We start from the raw sequence: 13601 nt of genomic DNA on the forward strand, positions 1-13601 counted from the left end.
CCTCAATAAGTCCGAACCTTGGGCTCGAATGCCGGAACGGTCTTCGGAGCGAAGTTCACGGCACGCTTGGTAACGCGCTTGTCACCCGGGAAGTACAGGGTGTGGCACAACCAATTCTCGTCATCACGCTCTTCGAAATCTTCGCGAGCATGCGCACCACGGGATTCTTTGCGGTTCTCCGCAGCAATCGCAGTGGCCTCAGCAACTTCCAGAAGGTTCTGCAGCTCCAGCGCTTCGATGCGCGCGGTGTTGAACGCCTGGCTCTTGTCGGAGATCTTGACATTGGCGATACGCAGACGCAGATCTTCCAGCTGGGCGATACCCTTCTGCATGTATTCGCCGGTACGGAATACACCGAAGTAGTTCTGCATGCAGCTCTGCAGCTCTTTACGCAGCGGGGCAACATCTTCGCCCGTGGTGCGCTCGTTGAGCCCGGCGAGGCGGCTCAGGGCCGCTTCCAGATCGGTCTCGCTAGCGCCGCGGTGGTCGACACCTTCCTTGAGCGCTTTTTCCAGATGCAGACCAGCAGCACGACCGAACACCACAAGATCGAGCAGCGAGTTGCCGCCCAGACGGTTGGCGCCGTGCACCGATACGCAAGCCACTTCGCCTACAGCAAACAGGCCGTCGATAATCGTATCGTTGCCGTTGGCATCCTGAGTGATGGCCTGACCGTGGATGTTGGTGGCAATACCACCCATCATGTAGTGGCAGGTCGGCACAACCGGTACCGGAGCGGTCACAGGATCGACGTGCGCGAAGGTCTTCGAAAGCTCACAGATTCCTGGCAGACGGCTGTGCAGCACTTCTTCGCCAAGGTGATCCAGCTTCAGCATCACGTGATCACCATCCGGACCACAACCGTTGCCCGCCAGGATTTCCTTGACCATCGAACGTGCAACAACGTCACGACCAGCGAGATCCTTCGCGTTCGGAGCATAACGCTCCATGAAGCGCTCGCCATGCTTGTTGATCAGATAACCACCTTCACCGCGGCAACCTTCGGTCACCAGCACGCCGGCACCGGCGATACCGGTCGGGTGGAACTGCCACATCTCGATATCCTGAACCGGCACACCCGCGCGCAGCGCCATGCCAACACCGTCACCGGTATTGATCAGCGCATTGGTAGTCGATGCGTAGATACGACCGGCACCGCCAGTGGCAAGAACGGTAGCTTTGGAGCGAATGTAAACGGTTTCACCGGTTTCGATGCAGATGGCAATCACGCCAACAACCGCACCATCCTGATTCTTCACCAGGTCAACGGCATACCACTCGTTCAGGAAGACAGTATTGCTCTTCAGGTTACCCTGATAAAGGGTGTGCAGCAGCGCATGGCCGGTACGGTCGGCAGCCGCGCAGGTACGGGCAGCCTGACCGCCCTTACCGAAGTCCTTGGACTGGCCACCGAACGGGCGCTGATAGATGCGACCTTGCTCGGTACGGGAGAACGGCAAGCCCATGTGCTCGAGCTCGAACACCGCTTCGGGACCAACGGAACACATGTACTCGATAGCGTCCTGGTCACCGATGTAGTCGGAGCCTTTGACGGTATCGTACATGTGCCAGCGCCAATCGTCGTTCGGATCAGCCGAAGCGATGGCGCAGGTGATGCCACCCTGAGCAGAAACAGTGTGCGAACGAGTTGGGAAGACCTTGGTCACGACCGCGGTCTTGTGGCCACCCTGGGCCAGCTGCAGTGCGGCGCGCATACCCGCGCCGCCGCCACCAACAATGATGGCATCGAAGGAAAGCGTACGAATATTAGCCATGAATCAGATACCCCAAAGAATCTGCACGCCCCAGACGAAGAAGGTAAACATGGCAATGCCACACACCGTCTGGAACAGAAAACGAACGCCGGTAGCCCATTTACCGATCGCCATGTTGGTCAGGTAGTCGGTGGAAATCGTCCACATGCCTACCCACGCGTGCACACTCAAGGCGACCAGAGCCAACAGACTGAAGATACGCATCCAGTTAGCCGAGAACAGCTCGTGCCACTGGGCATACTCCAGACCTGGGTTCGCAATCAGGTACCCAAGCAGAAACAGAAAATAAGCCGCAAGTACCACTGCAGATACGCGCTGCGCCATCCAGTCATACAGACCCGAGCGCGAAAAATTGGTGACATTGGTTACCATATCCAGACCCCCGCCAGAACGATCAGCACCACCGAAACGGCGATTACGATTTTCGCGCCCAGCTTGCCGCCTTCCAGCGTCTCGCCATGGCCAGTGTCCATGATCAGGTGACGAACACCTGCCACAAGGTGATACAGCAGTGCGGACAGCAACGCCCAGCTCACCAGCTTGGCCAGGGGACTGCTCAGATAGGCACGAACATCCTCGAAACCTTCTGGCGAAGACAACGAGGTATCGAGCGCTAGCAGCAACAAGGCGATACCGACGAACAGGATGACACCGGATACACGGTGGAGAATCGACGTGTAAGCAGTGATGGGGAGTTTTATTGTCCTAAGATCTAGGTTTACAGGTCGTTGGCTTTTCACGGCTTTTTTTCACACTTGAGAGCCCCAGAACGCAGGGCAAAGTTGTTGGGAAGAGTACGCAGCAGTACCCGCTACCCACGAGTGACAACCTACAGAATACTGCCTGTAAGGCCCCTGCCGGTCGGTGTCCGAGTATAAACAGTTAGGTCACTAATGACAATGTGGTGAAGTGCCACTAAAGGCTGATAGCAGGCCCTATATAAATGCCGTAAACAGTGCACCCAAGCTGTACGCATCCCCCCGCAGAGCCCTCTACGGCATGGGTTCGCGCAAATTGACTTTGCGGTTTATCACACTATAGTGATGCGGGCCCTGCGTGGGGGGCCATGATGATTCCAAGCACAAAACAGGAGGCCATACATGGCTGACAAGAAAGCGCAGTTGATCATCGAGGGCGCTGCCCCCGTCGAACTGCCCGTTTTAACCGGTACCGTAGGGCCTGATGTAATAGACGTACGAAGCCTGACCTCCACGGGTCACTTCACCTTCGATCCCGGCTTCATGTCGACCGCCTCTTGCGAGTCCAAGATCACCTACATCGACGGCGACAAGGGCATCCTGCTACACCGCGGCTACCCGATCGAGCAGCTAGCGGAGAAATCCGACTACCTTGAGACCTGCTACCTGCTTTTGAACGGTGAGCTACCTACAGCCGAGCAGAAGGCTGAGTTCGTCAGCACCGTCAAGAACCACACCATGGTCCACGAGCAGCTGAAGTCATTCCTGAACGGCTTCCGTCGCGACGCTCACCCCATGGCAATCATGTGCGGTGTCGTAGGCGCTCTCTCGGCCTTCTACCACGACTCCCTGGACATCAACGATCCGCACCATCGCGAAATCTCCGCGGTGCGCCTGGTCGCCAAGATGCCGACCCTAGCAGCGATGGTATACAAGTACTCCATGGGTCAGCCGATGATGTATCCGCGCAACGACCTGAGCTACTCGGAAAACTTCCTGCACATGATGTTCAACACCCCGTGCGAGATCAAACCGATCAGCCCGGTGTTGGCCAAAGCCATGGATCGTATCTTCATCCTGCACGCTGATCACGAGCAAAACGCTTCCACCTCTACCGTTCGCCTGGCGGGCTCGACGGGCGCCAACCCGTTCGCCTGTATCGCCGCCGGTATCGCCGCCCTGTGGGGCCCGGCACACGGCGGTGCGAACGAAGCCGTACTCACCATGCTGGACGAGATCGGTGACGTATCGAATGTCGAGAAATTCCTGGCCAAGGCCAAGGATAAGAACGACCCGTTCAAGCTGATGGGCTTCGGCCATCGCGTCTACAAGAACTTCGATCCGCGCGCCAAGGTCATGAAGCAGACCTGCGACGAAGTGCTGAGCGAATTGGGCATCAACGATCCGCAACTGGATCTGGCCATGAAGCTTGAAGAAATCGCCTTGAACGATCCGTACTTTGCCGAACGCAACCTGTATCCGAACGTAGACTTCTACTCGGGCATCATCCTCAAGGCTATCGGTATTCCGACCAGCATGTTCACCGTCATATTCGCCCTGGCGCGCACTGTCGGCTGGATCTCCCACTGGAAGGAAATGATTGCCTCTGGCCAGAAGATTGGCCGTCCGCGTCAGCTGTATACCGGCCACACCAAGCGCGACCTGCCGCGATAAGCGACACTTCCGTGCAAACGAAAAAGGCTGCCCCCAGGGGCAGCCTTTTCATTTCTACGAAAGCGCAGCAGCGAACTCTGCATTAGCGCCACCATCCCCGCCGACAGCAGACCTCGCGCCCAACCACCGCCCAGCGAGGGCATCTCCCGCATGTTACTGCGTCACGCATCGCTACACGCGGAAGGCCGCTACGCCGTTTCCTGCTCCAGCCAGCCCAGCAAGCGGATTGCATCACCCCTGTTTTCACCACAGCAAACAGGGTCCGCAGCAAATGCCGAACACACCGCCGGCCGACGTGGATCGCCGAACAGCGAACACAGGAGATTCGCATCCAATTGAACACATGGTTCACCCGCAGGCTTGCCATGCGGCATGCCGGGTATGGGCGAACTTATCGAAGGAGCGATACAGCAGGCACCGCAGCCAGGGCGACAATCCATGAATTGCCACTCAGTGATGGTAAGGGGGCGGCGATAATAATCCGGCCGAACTAGAGACACCAGATGGCCGTTGCGCGTGACTCCTCTCGGAAATAGGCTAGCGCGTCGTCATCTTCGAGCCACCATCATGCCTGTCTGGTTGCAAACCGCCGCCCTGCTCTGCTGCTCCAACCTTTTCATGACCTTCGCCTGGTATGGGCACCTGAAGAGCCTGAACGGCAAACCCTGGCTCATCGCCGCACTGATCAGCTGGGGCATCGCATTCTTCGAATACATGCTGATGGTGCCGGCAAACCGTATCGGCTATACCGAGCTGTCGATCGGGCAGCTGAAGATCATGCAGGAGGTAATCACACTGATGATCTTCGTCCCGTTTAGCGTGCTGTACATGCAGCAGCCGCTGAAGCTGGACTATTTATGGGCGGGACTGTGCCTGGTCGGCGCCGTTTACTTTATCTTCCGCAGTTAACAAACGCACCCAGATGCCCGAGACCCAACCAGCCAGGTGACGCAGGCACATGCGCTTGGGCATACTGGCGACCCTTTCAAATCGCTCAAGGAATCTCGATGTTCAAGGTCAACGAGTACTTCGATGGCACCGTCAAATCCATCGCCTTCGACATGTCAGAAGGCCCGGCTACAGTCGGCGTAATGGCCCCCGGCGAATATGAATTCGGCACCGCGCAACTGGAAGTCATGCACGTAGTTGCCGGTAGCCTGGAAGTGAAGCTGCCTGACAGCGATGCCTGGGAAACCTTTGCCAGTGGCAGTCAGTTCACCGTTCCGGCGAACAGCAAGTTTCAGCTGAAGGTAGCGGTGGACACCGCCTACCTTTGCGAATATCGCTGATACTTTCAGTCCGTAGTCGGTGGAAAATGAAACCTATTTTCCACCACGCGCCAAGCCCTGGCGCATCCCTACCTGTCGGACGCCTTATACGCCTGATCGGCCCGCTTCGACTTACTGAGCTGGGTCAGCTCGCTGGCGATCCGCTCACGCTCCAAGCGTGCAGCCTGCAGCAGCAGCTGATACAGCTGGGAAATCTCTTCAATTTGCTGCAGCAGATTAATATCGGCACTTCCAACGGTCTGATCAACCAATATGCGGCATTGCGAATCCAGCGATCCAATGGCGCTCCAGTCCTGAAGCGCCAGCGCTTCTTGCATAGCGTGCCGGAGTGACTGAAGCGACAACAAACTGGATTGCATACTGCCCCTACAGGGTTTCAATGAAAGACCGGAAGTCGCCGCTGGTCAGCAGAAACTCAACCAAGTTTAGCAATACCATCCCAACCCGCTTTAACCTCGCGCAACAGCCCAGTCACTTCATCGATGATTGACAGATCGTTTTTCAAGTTTGCCTCGAGCAGGCGTGAACTCATATAGGCATAGAGTCTATCCAGGTTGGCCGCAACCTCACCACCAGCGTCTTGGTTGAGCGCCTCGCGCAGCCCCCCGACAATATCTACAGCCTTTCCAAGCAAGGTACCCTTGAGCGCTACGTCACCACGCTCCATTGCACCGCGAGCCTGAGCCAAACGAGTAAGGCCGCCCTCCATCAGCATCTGGATCAGCCGGTGCGGGCTTGCATCTACTAGCTGTGCATTGGTATTGACTGATTGGTACTGCTTCATGGCTGCCATGGCATACATGGGAATTGTGCTCCATACGTGGCGGGACTAACCACTTTATCGGCACCCGGCTACGCAGCTTTAGCAGCGATCCTTAAGGATTTTTTTTGATTATCGAGGGGCGCGGACTGGAGCACTGCAAGCCCCTCGCTAGCAAGCAACGCGCACTGGGCATGGCGGAGCGCCCCACGGGAACGCGCAATGGCTGTGAAACGCCCAAACGCGCGCATCGCGTAGCTGGATAAAAAAACGACCGATCATTTACCACTTTTTTTGACTACGCCCGGCAGACTCGAAAGGGTGTTCTCCAACCAACTGCTAGTGCTGGAAAGCTGAGCGACCAACGTATCCATGGCGTTGAACTGAGAATACAGGCGAGCGGATATAGACTCGACACGCAACGCCAGCTTCTCCCGCTGAACCTTGATATCAGCATTGGTTGCCTCAAGCCCGGAGACCCGCTGAGCCAGGATTCCCCCTGCCTGATTAAAGCCCTCGACTCTATTGTTCAAACGACTCATCAGGCCAGATTCGCCGGTAAAAAATGCACCGACAGCATCGAACTTATCATCGAGCGCCGCTTTTAGCTTAGTGTCGTTGATGGCGAGAGTTCCATCCTTCTGCGTGGTAATACCGAGGTCGGACAACGCCCTGACACCATCGCCCCCCCCAACGGAAACCAACTCGTTCTGAATCCCTGAAAGGATGCTACGAACGCTGGAATCGCCAACCAACCCCCCAGTGAGCGGCTTACCGTCTTCGCCCACCTTTGTCACTCGCGTCAACGTATTAGTTGTATTAATCAGGTTGTTGTAGGCAGTCACGAATTTCTTGATGTTGGCCGTGACACCCTCGGTGTCTTGCGCAACGGTCACAGTGGACGTCTTGTCTTTGCTCGTCGAAACCAGATTGAGGGTTACCTCAGGGATAGCTCCCGTTACCTTGTTTGTCGCGCTCTGTAATGCCAGGCCATCGATCGAGAATTTGGCGTTCTGTGCTCGCTCCAAAAAGCCGCCCGCCTCGGCAGTTGCGGCATTTTCGGGGTCGATGGTTAGGGCATCTAAACCGTCGCTGGCTGTGATGGAGACATCCTTGCCCTCACCCGTATCAGAAGACGACATCACCAGACGACTCTTACCAGTACTAGGGTCCGTAAGTATGTTCGCTGTGACCTTGGAATCCTTCAGCGCAGTATTCAGTGCGTTTCTTACCTCAGATAGCGAGGCATCTTTTGCGACGTTGACGCTAATACCTGCGCCGCCGCTACCTATCCTGACTGTCAAGGTGCCAGCGGCTTCGGTCTTAAAGCCGCCATCCAGCGCAGCAGTAGCCGTCTTGCTTCCGGTTGCTAGCTGATCGACCTTGACACTGTAGGTCCCCGCTTGAGCGGTTTTGCTGGCCGAGGCGGTCAATAGATCGGTATTAGATGATTTGGCGGATCGATTTTCGAACAGCTTAATGTCGTTAAGATCTTTAAGCGCCGTTTGAAAGCTACTCAGCGAAGTGCGCAGCGTACCCAAGGCGGAGATCTTAGTGGTGGTAGCGGTCGCAAGACGGGTAAGCTGCGCTTCCTTCGGAGCCTTTTCGGCCGAAACCATCGCTCCGACCATCGCATCGATGTTCATCCCAGAGCCAATGCCCGTAATACCTGCCATCTTCACCACCTCGCCATAGTGTTGACGCTTAAGAAGCCAAAGCTAATCCGCAGCAAGAAACGCGCCGCTACGCCTGCGCCTTGAACAAAAGACTGCGTGCCTCTTCTAGGTTCTCGGCCAAACGCAGCGCTTCTTCAGTAGGTATCTGCCTCACTACCTCACCGGTAGCTCTGTCAGTGACTCTCACCACCATTTGTCCGCTGGAATCATCCAGATCGAAATTCAAATCTCGACGGATGGTTTGGACAAAATCCTTGATGCTAGTAACAGCCCCTTGAAGCGACTCAGTAGTGGCCGGACCATCCTGAACGGGGGCGGCCTTTTCGATATTTTCCGTATCGACAGGTCTACCGGCCGCGCTTCGCCGACCATCTGTTAACACTGATGTTTGAGCTGTACTGGTAGGAAGCCCGGAAAGCGTAATGTCCATTTTTCACCTCGAAACGGCAAAACGGGAGGAAGCGCTCAGCACTTCCTCCCGTGGTTACTGCAATCCTGCCTTGTTGATTACTGCAGGAGACTGAGCACCGCCTGCGGCAGCTGGTTGGCCTGAGCGAGAATCGCAGTACCTGCCTGCTGCAGGATCTGATTCTTGCTCAGTGCTGCAGTTTCAGCAGCGTAGTCGGTATCTTGGATACGGCCTCGGGCAGCCGATACGTTCTCGCCGATGTTCTGCAAGTTGGCAATCGTATTCTCGAAGCGGTTCTGCACCGCACCAAGTTCGGCTCGCTGCGAGTCGATCGATTTGATCGCCTCGTCAATTGCCTGGACGGCAATCTGCGCACCCTTGGCTGTAGTCAGGTCAATCTTGGCGATGGTTGTGGAGGTTGCTGTACCTGCGCTGGCCGCAACCGTTGCAGCGCCAGCTGTGAAACCGGTACCGCTAGTCTGAGCCATGTTAGTAAGAGCAAATGCTGACTGCCCAGCGGTGCTAGCGTCCTCTTTAGCGACGACGGTTATGGCACCAGTGGTGTCGTCTACGAAGGCGCCCACGCCCGAGTTGGTATCGTTAATCGCGGCAGCCAGTTTCTGGTTGATTTGTACGTTGGTATCGCCTTTGGCGAACTTAGCGTCAACCGAATACGACTTGGAGCCAACCGAGAAACCTATCGTAACGCCACCGCTGGCCGCAGCACCGGTCGCTGGAGAAGCGGCCGCGGTTGCGCTCGAAGCAGCGATAGTGGACTCGTAGTGAGTAGCATCAAGCGACTTGGAGCTCATCTCGCCAATGGAAACACTGATGATTTCGTTGGCTGCTGCACCCACCTGGAAGCTGGCAGTGCCGAAGTCACCATTGAGCAACTGACGGCCACCGAAGGTAGTGGTATTGCTGATACGGTCCAGTTCTTTCTTCAACTGGGTGACTTCGTCGTTCAGCGCACCACGCTCAGAATCACTGTTGGATCCGTTGGCAGCCTGCAGGGACAGGTCACGCATACGCTGCAGGATATTCGTAGACTGCTGCAGGGCGCCTTCAGCAGTCTGCGCCATGGAGATACCGTCGTTGGAGTTCTTAACCGCAACATTCAGACCGCTGATCTGGCTGCCCAGACGGTTGGAAATCTGCAGGCCGGCGGCATCGTCCTTGGCACTGTTGATGCGGCTACCGGTTGAAAGGCGCTGCATGGTGGTCTGCAGGGAGTTGGCGGAGTTGCTGAGGTTGCGCTGAGTATTCAGGGAAGCAACGTTAGTGTTGACGGTCAAAGCCATGATGTGTGTCCTCCATCGGACCTAGCTTGTTTGCCTGAGTGTGCGACCTTGGGGAGGGACATTACCCAGGCACCCATAAAGTTCGCATTCATGATTTATTTCGGCGGTACTCTCAAAAGCTTTAGGGGAGAAAGAGAAAAAACCTTCGTCACTCTTGACTTCCTCGAACGCTCGTACCGACGCCTTGTCACTACATCGGCAAGGCGGCAGAAAACCTTAGGAACTAGCTCATCATGGTGTGGGAGCCGCGCAAGCCCCAAGGCGAGATAGAATCATGCTGGAGGTGATCCCTGTTGCGAAGCTGGCGAAGCGCCCAGACGTGAAGCCCAGACCGCCCAGTGGCAGCGCTAGCCGGTAGGTGGATAAGGGACTAGCCAACCTTGCCAAGGCTAGACGACCTTATAGCGAGGTACCCTGGGGAGGGGCACCTTCGATTTCACCAGCCGAGTCGGGCCGCATCGCCTCATTGATGCAAACCAGCCAGCGATTTAGGGCAGCCAAGCCTTGCGCCAAGATTCCAGATTCGCACCTTCAAGCATCCATTTGCTCAACACGACATTTCGTAAGTCATCACCTGCTCTGGAGGCGGCATCAAGATCGTTGATGTGAGCCCTGATCGCATCCACCCAATCTCGGAAGCGGTTCTTCACCAACATAACTGGAAGATCACCTCGATAGCACCGAACATCACTGGCTATGACAGGGAAGCCGCAGGCACCGTACTCAAGCAGGCGCAAATTGCTCTTGCATTCATTGAAGAGGTTCTGCTCGAGCGGAGCCAGTGCAAGATCCAGGTTCATGCTGGCTAGAACCGACGGATACTGATGAATCGACACGCCCCCATGGAATTCGTGAACGTACGGCCTCAGCTTATCGGGGCACATCCCGAAGAACACCCATTCGACCTCATCGGCTAGCTCTTTGATCACGTCGGCAATCAGCTCCAAATCGCCCGTATGACCAACCCCTCCAGCCCAGCCAACCCTCGGCTTTAGGCCAACCCGCCGTTCACTTTGCTTTCCCTCCCACCAGGAAGCAGGCAAGCGGTTCTCGATGACCCTGATATCGTCGTGCAACCCTGCATAGGCTTCTGCCAAAGGCTGGGTGGAAACCACAAAACGATCAACATATCCCAGTGCACGTCGCAAAGTGCGAACGATGTCCTTGGGCATATGCAGTCGGTGGATACTCTTGATCGGCAGGTTCGGCAGATAGTCGTCCAACTCGTATATTTTGAACGCGCTAGAAAACTCCCGCACCCGCCGCATCTGCTCCAACTGCTCTTCACCCACCTGACGTTGCAACAACACGACGTCCGGCGCGTAACGGGCCAGCTCGACCGGGGAAAGCAGGCCGACAGTTAACGCCCCCTCAATGAGACCGGCATCGCGCATGGCGTTGAACGGTTGGATCACACGATAGTGGCCGCAACCCTCGCGATCCGCGTAGTGGCCCAAAACAACCGGCAATGGTCGCCAGGATTGCAAGGGACGCCAGGACAACTGAGGATCGGCCAGCTTGAAACCTTGCTCAACCTGCAAGCTGAAACCAGTGTTGTAGGCAGGGTCGTGAGCCAAGACCGGCAACCAACGCCGGTAAAACTCATCCTCCTCCGCAGCGTTGGTGGCAGCGTCAGGCGGGGCATCCATCAACAACTGTACCCGGGGAGTCCAGACGTTGAGATATCCCGACTGCTGCAAACGAAGGCAAAGATCCACATCAGCCCAGCGCGCGAGCAGAGGTGACTCATCAAAACCGCCGAGCTGCTGAAATAGCTCTCGATGGACCATCAGACACTCGCCACTGAGGGCAGAATAGTTCTGGTCGATCTGCAGACGCTGCATATAGCCTGCATCATCAAACGAGGCCCCTTCAAAGGCACGGCCAACGGGACCGCAGAGACCGAGCAACAAGCCAGCGTGGCGGATATTGCCATCTGCCGACAATAATTTGCCGCCCACTGCCCCGACTTCCGATCGCTGACCATGGTTGAGTAGTTGCTGCAACCAGCCCTCTCCCATGACGCCGGCGCCATCGCCCAGCCATAGCAGGAAGTCACCTCTCGCTTGCTCCGCCGCCTGGTTGCACAAAACCTCGCGCGACAAAGCAGAATCGAAGTGCAACACCCTCAATTGATCCACGCCCATCGCCTCAACGCCGGCGAGCCACTCACGCATAGGTGTGGACTGATTACCATGGTCGAGCAACAGCACTTCGTAATTTGCGTAGTCGGTATGCTCCAGCAGCGTTTCCATGCATCGCTGAATTTGTGGCAAGCGATCCTTGACCACTATCAGAATGCTTACAGAGCCGAGCTGAGCGTGGCCGTAATCGAGTTCATAGCGGCCGGGCAGTCGGCTATCCACTTTAGCCTGCTCGTATCCTCTGGCATGCAAATGCCGCTCGATAACGGCGCGCTCCTGAGCACTGTCTCGTAGCGCAAATGCATCGCTCGTAAGAAGCGGTTCACTTATATGGCCTATACAGGCTAGGCCGTAGCGCTCGACCAGGCGCAGCTGGTAGTCCAACTCGAACGCCTCGTCATACTCAGCTGAAAACCCGCCCAGCTCTACCAACGCTTCACGCCTTAACAGCCAGTGCTTGCAAAGCCCGGCGGGAAAGCTAAGCAGTAAATCCAAGTTGAAATCCGGACGCAAAGCCACCCCACTTCCACCCTCTTCCAGACGCATCAGTTCATCTGCATATACGGCCAGACAAGACTCCGGTGCGCCCAGTAGATCCAGCGCTGCGATTAACAAGCCGCTTGAGGTAAATTCAACGCCCGCCTCCGCCACCAATATCCATTCGGCTTGGCTGGAGTTTGCGACGACATTGAGTACAGCCATTGGGGTGCTGCCAGCCAGCGGAAACAGCTCCGCCCGACCATTGAGGCCTGAGGGGGCCATAGACGAAACAACCTGGATATCAATGTTGCGGTAGCAGTTATTGCTTTCCAGACTACGCAGCGTCCTTTCTACAGCCTCTCGGTCCGCCTTTGCATCAAGGAGCGCCACAGCTATTCGCGGCCCACCATTGCTATGCGTCAAATGTTCATCTATGAGTCTTCGCTGAACGTCTTTTGCCCAGCGCTCCCCCTGCCAAGCCCGCAACGGAACAGTGCCCAAACCAATCGCCCGCATCAGTGCCGCTAGCACGTTTACCGGCTTGAACACCCTTGCTTTGAGCTGAGTGATAGGTGCCACACGCACAAACCGGCTGTCCTCGCTAGTGCGGTACCAGCCCAGCTCGCGAATCATCTGCCGAAAATTTTCGTGCCCCTTTTCGCCTATACCTGGCTGGTCGCGACCCAGTTGACTGAACTGTTCCTCTGAGACCCTAAAATCTGATAATGCCTCGCAACGCATCGCCAAGTTTCCCAAACGCAATAACTTGGCGTAGATGGCGAGATCCCCAACCCAGTGGATTCTCACACCATTCAATGTGCTCAGCTGATTGCCCATCGATAATACATCGGCACGCCGACACATAACGGAACTGGGCTCACCTATGAAATTAACTGTATGGTCGGCCAAAAACGAAACAAGCTGTTCGCCATCAATCATCGCATCAGTTTCAAAAGGAAACGCCGTGGCAAATATATCCGGCAGGCGTTCACCTGAAGGACCTATACGCCGCCGCCGGGAACTGGCAAGCGAAATACTGGAGTCGCCCTGCATAAGTTCCAATAAAGATGCTACGCATTCAGGGTGAAGCACATCATCATCATAAAGGAACTTAATATACTCCCCGCTTGCCAGCTCGATACAACGTGCCAGATTATTTATTTCATTTAAACGCTTCGGGTTATGCTGATATGTGACTTTGAAATCGGCACGCTCAATGAAACGCTCCACGATCTCGCGAACCTCACCCCCGCGGCAGTCGTCACAAATCACTACTTCCAAAGGCCGGTAAGTTTGGTGCAGCACACTATCTAGAGCACTTTCCAAATAAGCAGATTTGTAAGCCGGCATGGCTACGCTAACCAAGGGCTTGGCATCATTCGCATCAGTCACCGG

The 13601-nt window shown here is 56.0% G+C and carries 13 protein-coding genes; 3 read left to right on the forward strand and 10 right to left on the reverse strand.

All coding sequences use genetic code 11. The features are described 5' to 3' along the window. Nucleotides 1–2: 2 nt before the first annotated feature. The 3 genes from sdhA to sdhC are packed head-to-tail and all read right to left on the reverse strand — an operon-like array spanning nt 3 to nt 2515. A complete protein-coding gene (gene sdhA / locus SM130_RS12830; RefSeq protein WP_102825660.1) occupies nt 3–1775 on the reverse strand; it encodes a succinate dehydrogenase flavoprotein subunit in 1773 nt (590 codons plus the stop codon). A gap of 3 nt (nt 1776–1778) precedes the next feature. Further along, complete coding sequence (gene sdhD / locus SM130_RS12835) at nt 1779–2147, reverse strand: succinate dehydrogenase, hydrophobic membrane anchor protein (protein ID WP_102825659.1); 369 nt, start codon at nt 2145–2147, stop codon at nt 1779–1781. Next, entirely contained in the window at nt 2141–2515 is a 375-nt protein-coding gene (gene sdhC / locus SM130_RS12840; RefSeq protein WP_102825658.1) for a succinate dehydrogenase, cytochrome b556 subunit, read from the reverse strand. Before sdhC ends, sdhD begins: the two co-directional genes overlap by 7 nt. Before the next feature lie 360 nt (nt 2516–2875). On the opposite strand from sdhC, the gene gltA reads away from it, so the two are divergent. Further along, entirely contained in the window at nt 2876–4147 is a 1272-nt protein-coding gene (gene gltA, locus SM130_RS12845; protein WP_102825657.1) for a citrate synthase, read from the forward strand. Between the two features lie 188 nt (nt 4148–4335). Here gltA and SM130_RS12850 read toward each other — a convergent pair whose 3' ends face one another. Further along, nucleotides 4336–4587 carry a YkgJ family cysteine cluster protein gene (locus SM130_RS12850; protein WP_102825656.1) on the reverse strand — a complete coding sequence of 84 codons (252 nt, stop codon included), beginning with the start codon at nt 4585–4587 and terminating at the stop codon, nt 4336–4338. Nucleotides 4588–4714: 127 nt separating this feature from the next. Between SM130_RS12850 and SM130_RS12855 the strand changes: the two genes are divergently transcribed. Together SM130_RS12855 and SM130_RS12860 are read left to right on the forward strand one after the other, a co-directional pair. Further along, entirely contained in the window at nt 4715–5056 is a 342-nt protein-coding gene (locus SM130_RS12855; RefSeq protein ID WP_102825655.1) for a DMT family protein, read from the forward strand. A gap of 98 nt (nt 5057–5154) precedes the next feature. Next, nucleotides 5155–5436 carry a pyrimidine/purine nucleoside phosphorylase gene (locus SM130_RS12860; protein ID WP_102825654.1) on the forward strand — a complete coding sequence of 94 codons (282 nt, stop codon included), beginning with the start codon at nt 5155–5157 and terminating at the stop codon, nt 5434–5436. Between the two features lie 68 nt (nt 5437–5504). On the opposite strand, the gene SM130_RS12865 is transcribed toward SM130_RS12860, so the two are convergent. The 6 genes from SM130_RS12865 to SM130_RS12890 all read right to left on the reverse strand — a co-directional run bounded on the left by SM130_RS12865 (nt 5505) and on the right by SM130_RS12890 (nt 13556). Beyond that, on the reverse strand, nt 5505–5753 hold the full coding sequence (locus tag SM130_RS12865; protein ID WP_256044897.1) for a flagellar protein FliT: 249 nt from the start codon (nt 5751–5753) through the stop codon (nt 5505–5507). Between the two features lie 98 nt (nt 5754–5851). Next, nucleotides 5852–6238 carry a flagellar export chaperone FliS gene (gene fliS, locus SM130_RS12870; RefSeq protein ID WP_102825652.1) on the reverse strand — a complete coding sequence of 129 codons (387 nt, stop codon included), beginning with the start codon at nt 6236–6238 and terminating at the stop codon, nt 5852–5854. Nucleotides 6239–6474: 236 nt separating this feature from the next. Next, nucleotides 6475–7872 carry a flagellar filament capping protein FliD gene (gene fliD / locus SM130_RS12875; protein WP_181019271.1) on the reverse strand — a complete coding sequence of 466 codons (1398 nt, stop codon included), beginning with the start codon at nt 7870–7872 and terminating at the stop codon, nt 6475–6477. A 67-nt stretch (nt 7873–7939) separates the two neighbouring features. Beyond that, nucleotides 7940–8302, reverse strand: a complete 363-nt coding sequence (locus tag SM130_RS12880) for a flagellar protein FlaG (RefSeq protein WP_102825651.1) — start codon at nt 8300–8302, stop codon at nt 7940–7942. A gap of 77 nt (nt 8303–8379) precedes the next feature. Continuing rightward, complete coding sequence (locus SM130_RS12885) at nt 8380–9582, reverse strand: flagellin (protein WP_102825650.1); 1203 nt, start codon at nt 9580–9582, stop codon at nt 8380–8382. A 488-nt stretch (nt 9583–10070) separates the two neighbouring features. Continuing rightward, nucleotides 10071–13556: a glycosyltransferase gene (locus SM130_RS12890; RefSeq protein ID WP_102826126.1), complete on the reverse strand. Its 3486-nt coding sequence runs from the start codon at nt 13554–13556 to the stop codon at nt 10071–10073. Nucleotides 13557–13601: the final 45 nt, after the last annotated feature.

It is taken from the genome of Stutzerimonas stutzeri (assembly GCF_038561965.1).
Taxonomy (GTDB): domain Bacteria; phylum Pseudomonadota; class Gammaproteobacteria; order Pseudomonadales; family Pseudomonadaceae; genus Stutzerimonas; species Stutzerimonas stutzeri_AA.

Excerpts from the sequence above, each read along its gene's own strand:
- fliS (WP_102825652.1), bottom strand. The coding sequence starts at position 6,238 with ATGTATGCCATGGCAGCCATGAAGCAGTACCAATCAGTCAATACCAAT.
- sdhD (WP_102825659.1), bottom strand. The coding sequence starts at position 2,147 with ATGGTAACCAATGTCACCAATTTTTCGCGCTCGGGTCTGTATGACTGG.
- fliD (WP_181019271.1), bottom strand. The coding sequence starts at position 7,872 with ATGGCAGGTATTACGGGCATTGGCTCTGGGATGAACATCGATGCGATG.
- SM130_RS12850 (WP_102825656.1), bottom strand. The coding sequence starts at position 4,587 with ATGGATTGTCGCCCTGGCTGCGGTGCCTGCTGTATCGCTCCTTCGATA.
- SM130_RS12890 (WP_102826126.1), bottom strand. The coding sequence starts at position 13,556 with ATGCCGGCTTACAAATCTGCTTATTTGGAAAGTGCTCTAGATAGTGTG.
- SM130_RS12860 (WP_102825654.1), top strand. The coding sequence starts at position 5,155 with ATGTTCAAGGTCAACGAGTACTTCGATGGCACCGTCAAATCCATCGCC.
- gltA (WP_102825657.1), top strand. The coding sequence starts at position 2,876 with ATGGCTGACAAGAAAGCGCAGTTGATCATCGAGGGCGCTGCCCCCGTC.
- SM130_RS12880 (WP_102825651.1), bottom strand. The coding sequence starts at position 8,302 with ATGGACATTACGCTTTCCGGGCTTCCTACCAGTACAGCTCAAACATCA.
- sdhA (WP_102825660.1), bottom strand. The coding sequence starts at position 1,775 with ATGGCTAATATTCGTACGCTTTCCTTCGATGCCATCATTGTTGGTGGC.
- SM130_RS12855 (WP_102825655.1), top strand. The coding sequence starts at position 4,715 with ATGCCTGTCTGGTTGCAAACCGCCGCCCTGCTCTGCTGCTCCAACCTT.
- SM130_RS12885 (WP_102825650.1), bottom strand. The coding sequence starts at position 9,582 with ATGGCTTTGACCGTCAACACTAACGTTGCTTCCCTGAATACTCAGCGC.
- SM130_RS12865 (WP_256044897.1), bottom strand. The coding sequence starts at position 5,753 with ATGCAAGAAGCGCTGGCGCTTCAGGACTGGAGCGCCATTGGATCGCTG.